This window comes from Micromonospora sp. NPDC005806 (assembly GCF_042871425.1).
GTDB lineage: Bacteria > Actinomycetota > Actinomycetes > Mycobacteriales > Micromonosporaceae > Micromonospora.
Genome location: NZ_JBIAIL010000009.1, coordinates 76,142 through 93,617, shown reverse-complemented (window position 1 = coordinate 93,617; position 17,476 = coordinate 76,142). Strand labels below are relative to the sequence as shown.

Genomic DNA, 17,476 nt, shown 5'->3' with positions numbered 1-17,476 from the left:
GATGGACGTCCAGGGCTCGCAGTACCACCTCATCCACGGGCGCGCGGACTGGGCCGGCTGCGTCGACGTGGCCGCCGGCCGCCCGCTCGGCGACCTCTGGCAGCAACGCTCGGACACCGCCTGGGAGTACGACGACGAAGTGGGCTGGCTGCGACTGCGCCGGGACACCCCGCTGTTCCGCCGGGCCGGGCGGACCCCGCCGATGGACCCGGCCGGGCGGCGCGGCGCGGGCCGGGACGGCTACGGCAACTGGTACTGGATCGACACCGACCGGCGGGGCATCCAATGGCTTCCGGTGGGTGACGCGGCCGCCGCGGCGTGGTGGTCGGTGGACGACCTGTCGGCCGCCTGCGCGGCGGCGGACGGCTTCACCGCCGCCGCGCCGTGCCCGGCCGCCGACGCCGTGCTGTCCGGTCTCGCGGTGACCACCCACCACTATCTCGTCGCCGGGTATACCAGCGCCGACGAGTCCGGGCTGCTGCTGTTCGACCTGCAGGGCGGCGGCGGGCCGCTGCGCCTGGTGTGGCCGGCCGGCGAGCCGTTCACCCCGATCGACCTCTGCGACCTGCCCGACGGTGGCGTCCTGGTGCTCGAACCCGCGCGCTACTGGCGGCTCGACGAGCATTTCCGGGTACGCGGCCAGGAGCGGTCCCGCACCGCGTTCTTCGCCGCCACCGACGGGAGTGGCCCGCTGGTCTACCCGGAACCGGCCGCGCCCCGGCCGTACGACCTCGGCGGTGTCCGTCCGATCAGCATCGAGCCGGGCCCCGGCGGATCCGTCCTGGTCCTCGACGCCGACCCGGTTCGCGGCTGGTCGACGCTCTACTGCTTCGACGAACAGACGCTGCGCTGGCAGACGCCGCTGCGGGACATCGTCGAGGTGATCGACCCGGCCGACCCGGCGAGCACCGCCCACCGGTACTCGGTGCTCGGCTACGACTTCGTCTACCTGGACGAGATCCCGGTGCTCTACGTCGCGGACTCCGAGGGCGACCAGGTCGTCGCGTTCACGCTCGACCCGGCCACCGGCGAGCTGATCGGCAAGGACGACTTCCTGCCGATGCGCCGGTTCGCCGGGCGCGCCCTGGTCCGGGCCACCGGGGGCGCGTGGTACGACTTCGGCGAGCGGTGGGTCCCCCTCGCGGTGTTCACCGAGTGCCGGTTCGCCTCGGCCGCGACCCTGGTCACCGCGCTCGCGAGCGGCACGCTGCCGGGCGAGATGTTCGACGGCCGGCAGCCCGGCTGCGTCTGGCACCGGCTGCTGCTGGACGCGTTCGTGCCGACCGGCACGTCGATCGCCGTCCGGGCCCGCGCCGCCGACGAGGCGGACCTGGTCGAGGTCGCGCCCTGGGTGAGCCAGCCGGTGCCGTACCGGCGGACGGACGGCTCCGAGCTGCCGTGGGCCGAGAACGACGACGTGGACGCGTACGAGCTGCTCTTCCAGGAGATCGTCGGACGCTACCTGCAGTTGGAGATCACCGTCCTGGGCACCGGCCGGTCCAGCGCCACGATCCGCTCGGTGCGCGCCTGGTTCCCCCGGTTCTCCTACGTGGACAACTACCTTCCCGCCACGTATGCCGACAACGACCGTCCCGCCCGCTTCCTCGAGCGGTTCCTGGCCAACCCGGAGGGGATCCTCACCGCGATCGAGGAGAAGATCGAGCACAGCCACCTGATCCTCGACCCCCGCACGGCCCGCGTCGCCGACCTGCCGTGGCTGGCATCCTGGTTCGGGCTCGTCCTCGATCCGATGTGGACCACCGAACGGCGCAGGTTCCTGATCGCCCACGTGGACGCGTTCTACCGCCGCCGCGGCACTGTTGCGGGGCTGCTGGCCATGCTGCGGGTGTTCTTCGACGACACGGTCGACGAGGCGAGCATCTTCGAGGTCGGCGCGGTGCCCGCCACCGCCTCCCGGATCCGCCTGATCGAACGGTTCCTCGTCGAGCCGTTGACCGCCGACGCGGCGCACCGCTTCGACGTGCAGGCCCCCGGCACGCTCACCGCCGACCAACTGGCCATGGTGGGGCGCATCGTCGAGCAGGGCAAACCCGCGCACGCGGCGTTCGACCTGCAGCCGTACGAGGAGCTGTTCGTGGTCGGTCGGGCGCGCCTCGGCCTCGACACCGAGCTGGTCGGCTCGCCCCGCTTCGTGCCCGTGGTGCTGGGCGAGACCCCGCTCGGCCGGGGTTACCTCGGCTTCCAGCGCCCCTTCGACATCGCCGACCGGGTGGTTGCCGACCGCGATCGCCTCGGCAGTTGGCCGGCGCTATGACCACCACCGTTTGCGAGGAGGAGCGATGACCGACACCTGCGTGTCCCTGACCACCGGCACGACCGGCCCCGACCAGCGGGTCAACTACGCGTACGGCATGGTGCTCGGCGTCGACGAGTTCCTGACCGAGCAGCAGCACCGGCTGGAGCACGCCTACCGGCACGAGCGCGCGCTGCACGGCTTCGGCACCGTGTACGGCCTCGAGGTGACCGCCGAGACCTCGGCCGACGACCCGAACGACGTGACCGTGACCGTCTCGACCGGCCTGCTGATCGACCAGGCCGGCCGGGAGGCCTTGATCACCTGCGCCCAGTGCGCCCGGATCGGCGCCTGGCTGGCCGCCCGTGAGCAGGCCGCCCCGGGAACGGTGGCCGGGCATCGCGACCCGTCCGGCGGGCTGACCGTCTACGTGGTCGCCAAGTACGCCACCTGCCTCGACAACCTGGTCCCGCTGCCCGGCACCCCGTGCAGCACCAGCTCGCAGACCTCGGTGGCGTCGCGCATCCGGGACGCCTGGGACGTCGAGCTCACCTTCGACCTGCCGCCGATGCCGCGCTGGGACACCGACCGCCGGCTCGCCCGGCTGCTCGCCGCCGTGCACCTCGTGCCCGGCCTGCCCGAGGCCGACTCGGCCGAGCAGCAACTGCTGGACGCGGTGCTCGGCCTGTCCGATCGGGTCGGCGACGGCCCGGGCGACCTCGACCCGGACTCCTCGCCCAGCGGCCCGGTGTTCCGGCTGCCGGCCGAGACCGCCGCCGACGCCCTCGACCGGATCTTCACGGCCTGGGTGACACGGGTGCGGCCGCAGCTGGAACCGGATCTGTCCACCCCGGGCGAGCCGGCGCCGATCCTGCTCGCGACGATCGCCTTCTCGGCCGCCGAGCCGTTCGACCCGCTGCACCCGGTGATCACCGCGTTCGACCCGCCGGACGACACCGGCCGGCCGTACCTTCTGCACACCGGCCTGCTGCAGGAGCTGCGGTCGCTCGACGCGGACCTCGTCACGAAACCCCGCGAGCTGGTGACCCTGGCCGCCGCCGTGGACGCGAACGGCCACCTGTCCCTGGACGCATGGTTCCACCTGACCGATCCGGTGACGCTGCCCGGCATCGTCGCGGTGGAGACCGAGGGCGGCGGGTCCGCGGGGTTCACCGCCACGGCGGTCGGCGGCATTGCTCCCGCCCCACGCTGGCTGATCAGCGCCCCGGACGATTTCGTTCCCCTCGACGGCGAGCAGCTCGTGGTCCACTTCGACGGCGCCACGACGCTGATCGGCGCCCTGCGGATCGGCGCGCCGGCCACCACCCTGGCCGACGTCCAGGCCGCCGGGCTGACCCTGCTCAACAGCGATCCGGACGGCAGCGTGGCAGCCTACGCGACCATCGAGATCGATCCGGCGCCGCCCCCGCCGCCCCCGCCGCCGGTGGCCAGCGCCGAGTTCGTCATGATCACCACCGGCGTGCTCGCCGAGAAGAAGCTCGGCCTCGAGCTGTGGTTCCACCCGCAGCCGCGCGGGCCGCGGGACGACACCCGGCTGGCCGACAAGCCGGTCTTCGAGATCTTCGACGAGATCACCGGCAACCCGGTGAACGTGACCGCGCTGACCCCGAACCAGCTGTACGCCAACGTCTGGAACGTGGAGACCGACGTTCCCGACAACAAGTCGCCGCTGCCGGCGTACCTGCGCCTGGTCTTCCGCACGAAGGAGATGACCGTTCAGAACCAGCTCCAGAAGAAGATCAACCTGGCCACCTGGATCGACAAGAACGGCATCCTGTTCGTCGGCTGGGACCGCCGCGAACTGCAGATCATCGCGTTCGCCCGGGTGGCGCCCGGAGCGAAGCAATGACCACCTACGGCCTGGGTACCGACTTCACCGGGGCGCCGCTGCTGCCCAGCTACACCGACGGCCGGCTGCTGCGGGCCGACGACCTCACCACCGACCAGGGCACGCTGCTGCTGCGCGACCGGTGGGCGGGGCAGGCGGCCGGGGCCGGGATCGTGACCGGCCTCGAGGTCACCCCGTCCGCGACGACGCTGAGCGTCGCGCCCGGGCTAGCGATCAACCGGGCCGGCGAGCCGGTGTCGCTGACCAGCCAGGCCACCCTCGCGCTGGCCATCCCGCTCGCGGAGGTCGCGACCCGCGACAATGCGGCGTTCTCCTGCTGCGACTCCGGGCCGGCCGGCGGCGGGTCCTCGGTCGGCGCCGGGCGCTATCTGCTGACCGCGCGCCCGGCCGGCCGCTCGTCCGGCGACTGCACCACCATGACCGCCGCCGGCCTGGAGTTCCGGGTCACCACGCTGCCGATCGGCACCGACCTGCGCGGCATCCCGCTGACCACGGCGAACGGGCGCAACCTGGTCGCGTCCTGGTGCTTCGGCGCCGACCAGCTCGCCGGCCTGCCGATCGACCCGTTCGACTTCGCGCCCGCGCTGGGTGTCGACCAGCTCGCCGAGGTGACCGCCGACGACGTGCCGCTGGCCGTGTTCGCCTGGGACGGCCAGACGGTCGGCGACCTGGACAACTGGTCGGTGCGGCGCCGGGTCACCGCGCCGGAGCCGGGCGCCGGTGGCTGGCACACGCTCACCGCCGACCGCCGCGACCGCGACGGCCAGGCGCGCTTCCATCAGTTCCAGGACCAGGTCGCGGAGTACCTCGACCGCGGCATGGCCGGGAAGATCATCGTGTCGGAGTACCTCCCGCTGCTCCCGCCGGTCGGCTTCCTGCCGGTCGCGGTCGACTTCCTGACCACGCTCGGCAAACGGGTCCGCCAGGACGCGGAGCTGATCGACGCGGCGTCCGCGGCGCTCATCCGTCCCGGCTTCGACCTCGGCACCTTCTTCGGCAACCTGGCGCGGTTCGGCGGGGTCGTCGACTTCGAGGTGGCCGAGCTCATGCTGCGCGAGTCGTGGTATCGCCCGCCCGCCGTGATGGCGGATCCGGCCGCGTTCCCGCAGGGCGTCCAGCCGATCACCGTCTACCTGATCCGGGAGAACCTGATCCAGCTCGGCCGGCGGATCCCCGAGCACCTGGACAAGCGGCGCCTGCGGATCCCCGCAACGCTCTACGCCGTCTTCGTGGCCAACTACGGCTGGTACAGCCAGTCGCTCGCCCCGGTGATCCTGGCCGACTCGGTGGACAGCGGGCCACGCGGATGACCGACCTCGCGGTGCGCACGCTGCGGATGCACGGCACGTCGCCGCGCCCGGCCGCAGAGAACCTGCTGCGCGCGATGCTGCCCACCGACGCCGACCGCAGCGTGCTCATCGCCCGGCGGCTGGTGCTCACCGGCTCGTCTCCGGCCGAGGCCCGACGCCGCCTCGACGACCTGCGCCGCCGCGCGGCGCGCCCGGTGGCCGCCCGCGTCGACCCGGCCGCCGACGCCGTCCTCTTCCGCGACGAGGTCGACCTGCTCGCCTGTCTGACCGCCGATCTGCGGTACGGCGTGGCCCACGACCGCTGGTACTGGCGGTCCTGGCTGCCCCGCGCCGCGACCGGATCGGCGGCCCTGGCGCAGGTTTGGCTCGCCGAGATCCGCTGGCTGCCGGCCGTGCTGTCCACGCTGGAGCGGCGGCGGCCGGCGCTGGCCGGGCACGCCGTCGCGTGGCTCACCCCGGCGGAGGCCGAGTCGGTGCTCGCGGCGCTGCTGGCCGTGCCCGCGGATCCGCCGGCGCCGGTCCACCGCGATCTCCGGCGGGTGGGCACGCCCGCCGCGGCGCCCGCGGCCGCATCGACAAGATCGCAAGACCCGGTGGCGTACGCCGAGGGGCGCCCGATCGCCCCCGCCCGGCCGTTGGAGCCGTCGCCGCCGGACCGGCCGCCCGCCCGATGGCTCCGCATGGTGCCCGCCGCGACCGTTCCGCAGTCGCCCACCGGGCGAGCCCTGCTGGCGGCCGCCGCCGTGCTCGCGGCCGAACCGGCGGCCCGCCGGGACGTCCTGCGAGCCTGGGTCCGGACGCTCGTCGCACCGGACACCGCACCGCACTGCACACCGCACCCCGATCCGAGGCCGGGCCCGCCCCCGCTTCCCGCCCCGCCGGCGCTGCCCGATCTCCCCCCGATCGCGCCCCGCCCGGCGCCGGACCCGGCTTCACGCCGGGCCGCCCCGCCCGGCGTACCGCCCGCCGCGTCCCCGGTCGCCGAGGACGCGTCGGGCGAGCCGGTCCACACCGGCCACGCCGGCCTCTTCTACCTGCTCAACCTCATGCGGCGCTACGCCGAGGACGACCTGGACTGGGCGGGCTTCGCCGATTTCGGCCGGCACCTGCTGCGCGGCCGCCCGCGCGCCCGCCGCCACCGGGATCCGATCTGGACCGTCCTGCGCGACCTGGCCGGGCTCGACCGCCTCCCGCCGCCGCGCCCGAGGACCTGGTGGCCGCCGGCCCGGGGGTGGCTCGGCGAGCACCACCTGGGCCCCGCGACCTTCGAGCAGCCCGGCCGGCTGCTGATCACCGACACCCACGTCGACGTCGTCCTCGGCGTCGACCAGATCGACCTGGACGTCCGGATCGCCGGCCTCGACCAGGACCCGGGATGGATGCCCCGGCTGGGCCGGATCGTCGCCTTCCACTTCGAGGACCGGCCATGACGGCAACCCTGGATCGGGTCACCAACCGGGCCGCCCGGCACGCCGGGCTGATGCGCGCCGTCGTGGTCGCCGGCCTGCTGCGCCGGCTCGACGAATCGGGCGCGGCCGAGGAGGGCTGGCTGCGCCGCTACGCCGACGCGGGGGAGGGGGAGTGCGCGGCCCGGCTCGACGAGTTCGAGCGGACCATGGCCGAGCCGACGCCGCTGGCCCGGCTCGAGCGGGCCGAGGCGCTGCTGGTGGTGGCGGCCGGCCTGGTCGACGACGACATCCGGTTCGGGTCGCTGTTCGCCGCGTTCCAGGCTCCGCTGACGGCCCGCCGGCCGACCGTGGGACTGCTCGGCTGGCTGCTCGCCGGCGCCGGTGACGACCCGGCGCTGCGCTGCCGGGGCCTGGCCGAGCGCGGCCTGCTGGAGGTCACCAACCCGGGCGATCCGCGCGCCGAGTGGATCGTGCGGCTGCCGGCGCCGGTGGACGAGCTGGTGCGTACCGGCCGGGTCGGCCCCGGGGTGCTGCCGGCCGGCCTGAGCCTGCACCCGGCCGCCGGGTTCCCGGCGCTCGGCGACGTCTGGGTGGGTGACCTGGAGGTCGAGACGCTGCCCGCGATCCTGCGCGACGGCGAGGTCAGCGCCGTCGTGGTGCGCGGCCCGGCCCGGTCGGGGCGGCGGACGCTGCTGGGCGCGGCGGCCCGCGAACTCGGCTGGGACGTGCTCGCCTGCGACCAGGCCGCCGCGACCCCGGAGACCTGGCGGACCCTGGCCGCGCTCACCGCCGTCGGGCCGATCCTGCCGGTCGTCCGGTGCACGCCCACGCCGGACGAGACGCTGACGCTGCCGCCGCTGCCCGGCGTCGAGCGGGCCGTCGGCGTCACGGCCGGGCCGGCCGGCGGGCTCGGTGGCGAGCCGCTGCGCCGGCCGCGGACGCTGACCCTGCCGCACTGCGACGCGTCCGCCCGGCGTGACCTGTGGGTGCGGGCGGGCCTGCGCGCCGACCGCGACGAGCTGCCCGCGATCGTCGAGTCGTTCCTGCTCACCCCGGGCAACCTGCGCAACGCGGCCGGCCTGGCGCTCTCCGCCCGCCGGGATCGGATCGGGGCCGAGGACATCCGCGAGGCGGTCGGCCAGCTCGACCGCCAGCAGCTGGAACCGCTGGCCGTCCGGCTCGAGCCGCTGGCCGGACCGCGGCCGGTGCTCGCCCCGGCGGCCGACGAGGAACTGGACACGCTCCTGCTGCGCTGCCGGCACCGTGAGCGGCTGGCCGAGCGGGGCGTGACCGCCGACCGCGGGCTGCGGGCGTTGTTCAGCGGGCCGAGCGGCACCGGCAAGACGCTCACCGCGCGCTACCTGGCCGGCTGCCTGTCCCTGGACGTCTACCGGATCAACCTGGCCGGCGTGGTCAACAAGTACATCGGGGTCACCGAGCGGAACCTGGACCGGGTGCTGTCGCTCGCCGAGGAACTGGGCGTCGTGCTGCTGCTCGACGAGGGCGACTCGCTGCTGGCCCGGCGCACCGACGTCGGCGACGCGCACGACCGCTACGCGAACCTGGAGACGAACTTCCTGTTGCAGCGGCTCGAGTCGTTCGCCGGCGTCCTGATCGTGACCAGCAACGCGGCTGGGCGCATCGACCCGGCCTTCCAACGGCGGATCGACGTCACGGTGGACTTCCTGCCGCCGACCGCCGAGCAGCGCTGGCTGATCTGGAGCACGCACCTGCCGGACGACAACACGGTCACCGACGAGACGCTCACCGAGATCGCCCGCCGCTGCCCGCAGACCGGCGGCGCGATTCGCAACGCGGCGCTGCACGCAAGCCTGCTCGCGCTCGACGACGACGTACCGGTCGGCGACCCGCATCTGCTGGCCGCGGTCCGCCGCGAGTACCGCCGCATCGGCGGTACCTGCCCGCTGCCGGACCGGCTGCGGCGAGGCTGACGGATGGACGTCACGGTCGGCAGCGCGCGGTTCCGGGTGGGCGGCGGCCACGACGCGTTCTGGCGGCGGGTCATCGCGGGCGACTGGGAGCCGGATTCGTACGGCGTGCTCGATCGCTTCCTGACGCCCGGTTCCGTGCTGGTCGACGTGGGCGCGTGGATCGGCCCGCTGACGCTGTACGCGGCGGCGATCGGCGCGCGCAGCCACGCGTTCGAGCCGGATCCGGTGGCCCGGGCCGAGCTGCTCGCCAACCTGGCCCGCAACCCGGAGCTGGCCGGCCTCGTACAGGTGTCGCCGGCCGCCGTCGGGGCGGCGGCCGGCTCGGTGCGGCTGGGCAACCGCACGTCGGCCGGCGGCGGCGACTCGATGTCCAGCCTGCTGTTCGCCGAGTCGCCCGTCGGATGGGAGGTGAGTTCGGTGGGTCTCGCCGAGGTGCTCGACGGCATCGCCGACGACGAACTCGGCCTAGTCAAGATCGACATTGAGGGCGCCGAGGCGGAGGTGCTGTCCGCCGCGGCCGCCCACCTCGCCGCCCGGCAGCCGCCGCTGTTCGTGTCGGTGCACGCCCGCTTCTGGAGCGACCCGCGGCCGCGCCTCGAACAGCTCGAGGCGGTGCTCGCCGGATACGACACGGTCCTGACGCCCGGCCTGCGCCCGTTCGAGCCGTCGCTGATGCTGGCTGAGCCGTACGCGAGCGGGCTTTTCGAGGTTGTCGCCTGCCGGGGGCGCATATGAAACTGTGCCGATTGCTTTAGCCGTGACCGTTCAGCGCGGCGAGGCGATCACCGGCTGCCGGGCCTGCCACGCGGCCTTCGTGACCCAGGGTCCGTCGCCGAACTTGGCCGCCTCGAACGGCGAGTCCGGCGCCAGCAGGACGTCCAGCATGGCCTCCATGGTGACGTCGTTCGGCGTGCGGACGAACTCGATCATGTGGACGCCGCCGCCCGGCGCCTCGAAGCCGGGCCGGGTGTTCGCGGGCGCCGCCGCCACGCCCGGCGCGTCGTCGCGCGCGTCCCCGACGTACTTGCGGGCCAAGGCCACGTCGCCGGCGTCGACGCCCCGGCTGGACGGAGCGCTGAGCGCGTCGGACTTCTGCTCCACGAAGTTGCGCCGGTCCGGCACGACTCGCTTGTCGGCCGGCAGCTCGTAGTCGATGATCGTGGGCTTGTTCGGCGCCTCGCCCGGGTGCGGCAGCCGAATCTGCGGGCGCGCGCCCTCGGGCAGGAACAACCCCTCGCTCACCGCGCCGGAGGCCCGGTTGGCCCAGGTCTGCAACCGCCCCTCCCAGCCGAGCTGCCGGGTCAGCTCGACGAAGTTGCGCAGCAGGACGAGCTTGTCGTCGTGGCTCAGATAGTCGTAGTACTGCCGCCGGGCGCGGGCCTCCGCCATGTACGTGCGGGCCAGCAGCGCCTCGACCTCGGCCTGGGTCCGGGCCGGGATCCCGCCCCGCTGCGGCTGCATGGCCTGGGCCAGCCACTCCGGATGGTCCCGGGCGAACTCGCCGGCTTGCAGCAGCGCGGTCTCCCACTCGGCGGTCCCCGGCGCCTCCGCCAGGTCGATGCCGCCGCGGCGCGGTGACACCTTGCGCTGGGGCGGCGGCAGCTCGACGACGGTCGCCATCGCCCGGGCCGTCTTGGCGTCGAGGACCGCCTGGACCAGGTCGGGGCCGCCGGCCGGGTTCGCCGCGACCTTGTCGGCCAGCGCGCGCAGGGCCTGCTCGCGCACCTGGTAGTCCTGGGGGAGGTTCATCTGGCGCCACAGCGTCGCGCCGTACTGGCCGATGAGATCGATGACGTTCGGTTCGCGGAGCAGGTCGTAGTGCCGGTCCTGCAGGCCGCGGACCGGGAACAGCGGATCCGCGAAGATGCGCAGCAGGGTGGGCAGCTTGGCCGGCGGGACCTCGGCCAGCCGTTTGGCGATCTTCAACGGCCCGACCTTGCGGTCACCGCCCGGCCGGGCCATCCGGGCCAGCCCGGCGTCGACGTCCGGGTTGCCCAGCAACGGCGCCAGCTGTTCCGCGGCCCGGCCGAGCACCTCGAGGTCGGCCCGGCTCAGACTGCGCCGGTCGAGGTAGGCGCCGGCGCTCTCGCCGAGCCAGGTGCGCAGCGCGCGGACCTGGTCGGGCGTCACGCCGGCGTCGAGGAGCCGGGCGATCTGCTTGACGTCGAAGCCGGTGCCCTCGAACCCGGCGGCGAGCTGCTCCTGGAACTGCCGCAGCCGGGCTGTGGCCTCGCTGCTGAGCTCGGTGTTGCCGCTGGCCAGGGCGTCCTGGGCGGCCTTCTCCCGGGCGGTGAGCTCCTGCTGGCGGGTGCGGGCCGGCGCCTCGGCCTGCCCCGGCGCGCGAGCCGGTTCCGGGATGTCGGCCGCGGGCGGGCGTTCCGGGCCGGCCGGGCCACGCTTGGCCCCGGGGAAGTCCTCGGGCACCGGACCCTGGGGCTGTCCGGTCTTCTCGGCGAGGTCGGCCTGGTAGTCCTCGATGTTCGCGTACCGGCGCGCGTACCGACGGTTGCCGGGCAGGGCGACGTCCACCTCGTACGGCCGCGCGGTCTTGGGGTGGTACTTGTAGGTGGTCACCTGCTCGCCCTCGGGCGTACGCAGCCGGATCTTGCCGACCGCGGTCTCGCCGGTGGCCCTGGCCTCGTCGACCAGGACGAGGAAGTCGCCGTCGGCGCCGCTCGGCCAGCGCCGCTCGAACGAGACGTAGCCGGTCGTCCGGTCGGCGGCGTGGCTGTGCTCCCGCATCACCCAGCGGCCGGTCCGGGAGCGCTCCGGCAGGATCTCCTGCCAGTTCGGGTTCGACTCGCCGAGCCGTACGCTGCGCTCGTTGCCGATCACCACGACGTAGTCGCCGCCGTCGAGGTTGTAGAGCAGCGCGACCTCGGCGTACGGGGTGCTGTGCGCGGCGCTGACGAACAGGTCCGTCGCGACCCGGCTGCTGAGGGTCTGCCCCTCGGGAGCCATGAGGACCATGCCCTCCTCGATGGACTCCCGTACGACGTCCTGCCCCGCGACCTCCGGCGGTGGCTTGGGCTCTTCGGCCGGCGCCGATGGCTTCGGCTGCCTCGGCTGCTTCGGCTCTTCGGCCTGCGCCGGTGGCTTCGGTTCCTCGATGGGCGCCGGTGGCGTTGTCTCCTCGGGTGGGCGAGGGGGCTTTTGGGTCTCGACGGGCGGATTCTCCGGCGCGGCCGGGCGCGGCGGTCGCGGCCCGGCGGTCGCGTGCTCGATCATCTGGGCCGCGGTCGCGGCCGCCACCACCATGTCCCGGGTCGAGTCGAGGAACGCCTCGGCGCGCTTGGCCGCCTTCTCGCCCGGCGACAGCTTCGGATCGTCCTCGATCGCCTTGATCTGCCGGTACAACGACTCCGGAATGAGCACGAACGTGCCGGCCAACTGCACGTATCCGTAGATCTCGATGCCGTTCTGTATCCAGTCCGCGGTCCGCGCGAACCGGGATCCGGCCGGTACCCGGCCCGCGGCGGCCCCCAGCCCCGGCAGCACGGCCGCCACGATCGCGGTCACGTCGAGGGCCGTCTGCAGATCCCACTCGAAATATCCGCCGGACACCCGCTGGTGGATGCGGTGCGCGGCGATCGCGCCGCCGGCCAGCCCGCCCACCACGCCGAGCGCGACGCCCGCCGGCCCGGACACCACGAGGGCGGCGATCGAGGCCGCGGTGGCCAGGCTCTCGAGCCGCTGCCAGAAGCGGGTGCTCATGTCGGGATGAGCGCGGTACCGGTTCGGCACGGTCTGGCCCTGGATGAGATCCAGGAGCGCGTCGGGCAGCCGTACGCCGACCTCGCCCCGCCCGTACGGAATCTTGCCGGCGAAGTCCTCGAAAGCGTTGGTGATCGCCTCGGCCGTGCCGGCGGCGCCGCCGCGACCGCTCGTGCCCTCGTAACGATCGCGGTGACCGGGCACCGAAACGTCGATCAGCACCCAGCGTTGCCGCCGGTCGGTGCTGGCGGTGTGCTCGCCGAGCATCATCATCACCGGCAGCACCCGGCCGTCGGCGTCCGGCACGAACGCGACGTGCGGCCGGTAGGTCACCGTCTTGAGGTCGGTGACCTCCAGCATCATCCGCTGCTGGACCTTCAGCTGGTCGAGCGCCGCGGTGACCTGCCGGAGAGCCTCCTCCGCCGGGATGTGCTGCAGCTCCAGCCCGACCCGGGTCACCCGGGCCTCGAAGTCCGTCCAGGTGGCCGGCGCGGTGCCGGTGGCCTGCAAGGCGATCAGCCGCTTCAGGACGTCGATCTGCTTCTCGCTGGTGGCGATGCTCGAGGACAGGTGGCCGGGCAGGTCCGCCCGGTCGGCCTCGCGGAGCCGCTCAATCTCGGCCTGCTGCGCCCTCACCTCCGCCTCGGCCTGCTCCTTCTCCTCCTCCGGGGCGGCGCTCGCCTTGTCGGCGAGGTCGACCAGCTCGGCCTCGGCCGCCTTCAGGTCGGTCGCCTCGACGCTGGTCTGCGCCAGATCCTTCTTGTTCTCCACCCGCAGCAGGTACGTCGCGACGCTCGGCGCCCGTACGACCGGATCGGGGATGTCCTCGGTGGGCTTCACCGGCACCTGAGAGCTGACACAGACGATGACGTACGTCCCGGGCGCCCCGAACTCGACGGCGCGCTCGTTCTGCGGCTGGGTCACCAGCGACACGTAGCTCTTGACCAGCGTGCCGGCGCCGCGCAGGATCGCGTCGAGCGCCACCAGGTCGCCCATCACGGCGTACTCGCCGATCGTGGTCGAGTCGAGGTCCTCCCCGATGTCGCCGAACCCGTGCCGGATCACGGCACCGGGCCCCTCGCCGACCCCGACCTTCCGGCCTTCTTCGCGTACGTCGGTGCCGGTCTTGTCGCGGATCCGGAAGATGCGCCAGTGGTAGCCGCGCAGCGCCATCGGCCCGAAAACGCCCCACTGACCCTCGATCGACCAGTTCAGCTCCATGGCGAAGTGCTGCGGCGTGCCGACGACACCGATCGGTGGTCCGTAGTTGTGGATCTGTGACGGATAGGCGGCCTTGTTCGGGGCGACGGTCTCCGGGTCGGCGGGGTCCTCGCCCGGGATGCCCATCGGCGCGTCGGCCTCGGCGTCGCCGGGCCGCGCCGGCCGGTTGGCGTAGAGCAGGCGGGCCGCCGTGACGATCCGCTCCCACGCGTCGTCGACCTCGTCCCGTTCCACCAGCGGGACGACGCCGGACACCTCGGCCGGCTTGTCCTTGTCCTTGGGCCGGTCCACGGTGACCTGTTCGCTGGGGCGCTCCCCGGATGTCCCGAGCGCGAGTGCCTTCGGGATGCCCTCGAAGGAGTAGAGCCGTTGCAGCGTCTTGGGCTCGGTGTCCTGGACGGTCTGTTGCGCGGTCTCCTTGATGCGGGCCTGCTCGCGGTTGAGGCGGGCGACCAGGCCACGGTGCATGTCGGTCGCCCACTGGGGGAGCGGCGTCCCGCCCTCGCCCGCCGGGCCGCCGCCCTCGCCCTCGGTGGTCTTCCCGCCCCCGCCGCCCTCGCCGGTCCCGGTGCCGGTCGACTGTGTCCGGACGTACCAGAGAATCTTGGTTTCCCGGGCGATCGCCTTGTACTGCTCGACCTGGGCGGGAATGACCTGGTCCAGGGTGCTGCGGTCCGGATCGGTCACCGGCACCGCGAACCAGTCGTAGGTGACTTTGCCGTCGGCGGTTCGCCGCTGATAGAGCTGATCGGCGTGGCCGCCGGAACCGGCCGCGTAGATCCCGGCGGGGACCGGCGCCGACGACTCGGCGAGCGTCATCGTCGCGCGGTGTTTGTCGCCGATGTAGAGCTCCAGGCTTTTGCCAGCGAAGAAGAACAGGCCGATGCGGTCGGCCGGAACGTCGGGGTTGTTCCGCATGATGTACCGCAGCAGGAACGGCTGATTGTCGGCGATGCCGCCGCTCCGGACGACCGGTTGCCACTCCGACTTGTCCGCCGCCGGCTCGTTCTTGGCGGCGTCGGCGTCCTGCCGCAGGACCATGTCGGGGGACGGGCCGGAACCCCCGGCGGCGATCTGCGGGCGGCGCCCGGCCAGCACGTCGTTCGCGGCGCGATCGGCGTCCGCCTCGAGCAGTGCGTGCGGCCGGTCGCCCACCCCGGATCGCAGCTGCACCACGTGCGCGAGCTCGTGCGCCAGCGTGAACGCCCCGGCCCGCGTCCACGGCTCGAACCGCCCCGCCGCGAAGCCGATCCGCTCGCGGTCGGTGAACGCCGCCGCGTGCCGCTCGCGCGCCTCCGCGTCGGCGCGCGGATCGTCGTCGAGCGTGACGCCGTCGAACGACTGCCCGAACGGCCCGCTCATGGCCCGCAGCGCCGGCCCGGCCGACGCGTCGCCGTCGCGGATCCGCACCCAGATCGGATCGGCGGCGGCCTGGGCGGGTGCCGCCGAGGCCCGGGCCGGCTCCTCGATCGGGGCGGGAGCGGGCGACGGACCCTGCTGAATCCGCGCCGCCTCGCTGGCCATGCCGGCCAGTCAACGCCGCCGTTGTCACCCGGTCGTCACTCGTGACGACCCGGTGACGGCCGGGTTGGACGGTGGTGCGGTGGCACCCGGGATCGCGGTCGGCGTAGCGGCGGGCGAGGCCGGCGCCGTCGCGGATTCGCTGGAGTTCCTGGCCGTGCACACCGACCCGGCCGTACCCCGGATCCGGCTGGACGGGGTCGGCCCGCGGGCGTTCAACGAGCTGGCGGCCACCGGCGCCGCCGTCGTGGTGCTGCTGGAGGCGGGCGTCCGGGTCGGGCCGCGCTGGCTCGACCTGCTCACCGCCGCGATGGACCGCACCGGCGCCGGCCTGGCCGGCCCGAGCACGAACCGGGCCTGGAACGAGCAGAGCTGCGTCGGTGTTGCCACCCCGGACCTGCGCGGCATCCGTCGGGACGCCTCCGCGCTGCTGCGGCGCTTCGGGCACGCGGTCCGCACGCTTGCCCCGCTCTACTCGCTCGGCGACTTCTGCTACGCGGTACGCCGCGAGGTGATCGACGCGATCGGGCCGGCCGACATCGCGTACGGCGAGGGGCCGTGCTGGGAGATGGACTACAACGTCCGCGCCGCCCGGGCCGGATTCGACGGCATCTGGGTCGGCGGCGCGTACGTCTGGCGGCCGCCGCCCGCCGCGGAGAGCGAGGCGCAGATGCGCCGCGCCCGCGAGCTCTACCAGGACCGGTTCTGTGGCCTGCGGTTGCGCGGCACCGGCGGTTACCAGCCGCACTGCCGCGGCGAGGAGTGCGCCGAGTTCGCGCCCCTCGAGCTGATCACCATCCGCCCGGCCGGGCCCCCTGTTCGGGCCATGCCCCGAACGCCGCTGGTCAGCTGCGTGATGCCGACCCGCGACCGGAACGAGTTCGCCGTCCAGGCGGTCCGCTACTTCCTCGGCCAGAACTACCCGCACCGGGAACTGGTCGTCGTCGCGGACGGCCCGGTCGACCTGCCCCCGGACCCGCGCGTCCGCGTCCTGACCGCTGGCCGGACCGCCACGCCGAGCAGCATCGGCGCGCTGCGCAACCTCGGCTGCACGGCCGCCCGCGGCGAGTTCGTCGTGCTGTGGGACGACGACGACTGGCATGGCCCAACTCGGGTGTCCGACCAGGTCGCGCCGCTGCTGGAGGGCCACGCCGACATCACCGCGCTGGCCGGCCTCGACTGGTTCGAGCCGGCCACCTGGCGGGCCTGGCGGCTCACCCCCGAGCTGCACCGCAAGATGCTCCGGCGGGACGTCTACGCCGGCACCATGGCGTTTCGCCGCGGGCTGCTGCGCCACCACCGCTTCCCGGACTGGTCGCTCGCCGAGGACGCCGACTTCCTCGACCGGGCGGTCCGCGCCGGCGCGCGGCTGCGGCGGATCAATGGCCAGGGCCGGTACGTCTACGTGCGGCACGGCGGCAACAGCTGGCAGGTCGACGCGGGCCGGGCGGTGCGCGCGGACGGCTGGACCCCGGCCCCCGTACCCAACCTGCCGCCGGGCGACCGCGCCTTCTACGCCGCGCTGGCCCGCCCGCTCCGGACCGCCGCGCTGGTCAGCTGCATCATGCCGACCCGGGACCGGCGCCCGTACGTGGTCAAGGCCGTCGAATACTTCCTGCGCCAGGACCACCCGGCCAAGGAGCTGATCGTCCTGGACGACGGCGACGACCCGGTCGCCGACGTGGTGCCCGGCGCGCCCGGCATCCACTATCACCGGCTCGACCGGCCGCTGGTGCTCGGCGCGAAACGCAACCGCGCGTGCGAGATCGCCACCGGCGAGGTCATCGTGCACTGGGACGACGACGACTGGCAGGCGCCGCACCGGCTGCGCACCCAGCTGGCCCGGCTCGACGGCGCCGACCTGTGCGGCGCGGCCAGCCTGATGTTCTGGGAACCGGGCCGCGACCGGGCGTGGCGATACACGTGGCCCGGCCGCCGCGCCTGGGCGGCCGGCACCAGCCTCTGCTATCCGCGGTCGTTGTGGCAGGGCTCCCCGTTCGCCGAGATCGCCACCGGCGAGGACACCCGGTTCCTGTGGCGGGCACCGGTCCGCAGACTGGCCGACGTCGCCGCCGAGAACTGCGTGGTCGGCCTGGTGCATCCGGGCAACACGGTGGCCAAGTCGGGCCGCAACGCGTACTGGAACCCGATCGGCGTGGGTGAGGTGACCGCCTGCCTCGGCCCCGACGCGTCCTTCTACCGAAACCTGAGCAGGGTGGCCTGAG

The 17,476-nt window shown here is 73.9% G+C and carries 8 protein-coding genes; 7 read left to right on the top strand and 1 reads right to left on the bottom strand.

The genetic code is table 11. The annotated features are described in order from the left end of the window. The first annotated feature begins 1 nt into the window (after position 1). From ACFYOS_RS12550 to ACFYOS_RS12525, 6 genes are read left to right on the top strand one after another with little or no spacing between them, the layout of a single operon-like run. Entirely contained in the window at positions 2–2,275 is a 2,274-nt protein-coding gene (locus ACFYOS_RS12550; RefSeq protein ID WP_387139288.1) for a phage tail protein, read from the top strand. Between the two features lie 25 nt (positions 2,276–2,300). Further along, positions 2,301–4,124: a hypothetical protein gene (locus tag ACFYOS_RS12545; protein WP_387139285.1), complete on the top strand. Its 1,824-nt coding sequence runs from the start codon at positions 2,301–2,303 to the stop codon at positions 4,122–4,124. Beyond that, a complete protein-coding gene (locus ACFYOS_RS12540; RefSeq protein ID WP_387139282.1) occupies positions 4,121–5,434 on the top strand; it encodes a hypothetical protein in 1,314 nt (437 codons plus the stop codon). The genes ACFYOS_RS12545 and ACFYOS_RS12540 overlap by 4 nt, the downstream gene beginning before the upstream one ends. Further along, a complete protein-coding gene (locus tag ACFYOS_RS12535; protein ID WP_387139279.1) occupies positions 5,431–6,864 on the top strand; it encodes a hypothetical protein in 1,434 nt (477 codons plus the stop codon). Before ACFYOS_RS12540 ends, ACFYOS_RS12535 begins: the two co-directional genes overlap by 4 nt. Next, the gene (locus ACFYOS_RS12530; protein WP_387139276.1) at positions 6,861–8,795 is read left to right on the top strand and encodes an ATP-binding protein; all 1,935 of its coding nucleotides are present in this window, start codon (positions 6,861–6,863) and stop codon (positions 8,793–8,795) included. The genes ACFYOS_RS12535 and ACFYOS_RS12530 overlap by 4 nt, the downstream gene beginning before the upstream one ends. A gap of 3 nt (positions 8,796–8,798) precedes the next feature. Next, on the top strand, positions 8,799–9,530 hold the full coding sequence (locus ACFYOS_RS12525; RefSeq protein ID WP_387139273.1) for an FkbM family methyltransferase: 732 nt from the start codon (positions 8,799–8,801) through the stop codon (positions 9,528–9,530). Positions 9,531–9,560: 30 nt separating this feature from the next. On the opposite strand, the gene ACFYOS_RS12520 is transcribed toward ACFYOS_RS12525, so the two are convergent. Next, positions 9,561–15,254: a DUF4157 domain-containing protein gene (locus ACFYOS_RS12520; RefSeq protein ID WP_387139271.1), complete on the bottom strand. Its 5,694-nt coding sequence runs from the start codon at positions 15,252–15,254 to the stop codon at positions 9,561–9,563. 79 nt (positions 15,255–15,333) lie between these two features. Between ACFYOS_RS12520 and ACFYOS_RS12515 the strand changes: the two genes are divergently transcribed. Then, on the top strand, positions 15,334–17,475 hold the full coding sequence (locus tag ACFYOS_RS12515) for a glycosyltransferase (RefSeq protein ID WP_387139268.1): 2,142 nt from the start codon (positions 15,334–15,336) through the stop codon (positions 17,473–17,475). Position 17,476: the final 1 nt, after the last annotated feature.

Excerpts from the sequence above, each read along its gene's own strand:
- ACFYOS_RS12525 (WP_387139273.1), top strand. The coding sequence starts at position 8,799 with ATGGACGTCACGGTCGGCAGCGCGCGGTTCCGGGTGGGCGGCGGCCAC.
- ACFYOS_RS12550 (WP_387139288.1), top strand. The coding sequence starts at position 2 with ATGGACGTCCAGGGCTCGCAGTACCACCTCATCCACGGGCGCGCGGAC.
- ACFYOS_RS12520 (WP_387139271.1), bottom strand. The coding sequence starts at position 15,254 with ATGGCCAGCGAGGCGGCGCGGATTCAGCAGGGTCCGTCGCCCGCTCCC.
- ACFYOS_RS12530 (WP_387139276.1), top strand. The coding sequence starts at position 6,861 with ATGACGGCAACCCTGGATCGGGTCACCAACCGGGCCGCCCGGCACGCC.
- ACFYOS_RS12545 (WP_387139285.1), top strand. The coding sequence starts at position 2,301 with ATGACCGACACCTGCGTGTCCCTGACCACCGGCACGACCGGCCCCGAC.
- ACFYOS_RS12535 (WP_387139279.1), top strand. The coding sequence starts at position 5,431 with ATGACCGACCTCGCGGTGCGCACGCTGCGGATGCACGGCACGTCGCCG.
- ACFYOS_RS12540 (WP_387139282.1), top strand. The coding sequence starts at position 4,121 with ATGACCACCTACGGCCTGGGTACCGACTTCACCGGGGCGCCGCTGCTG.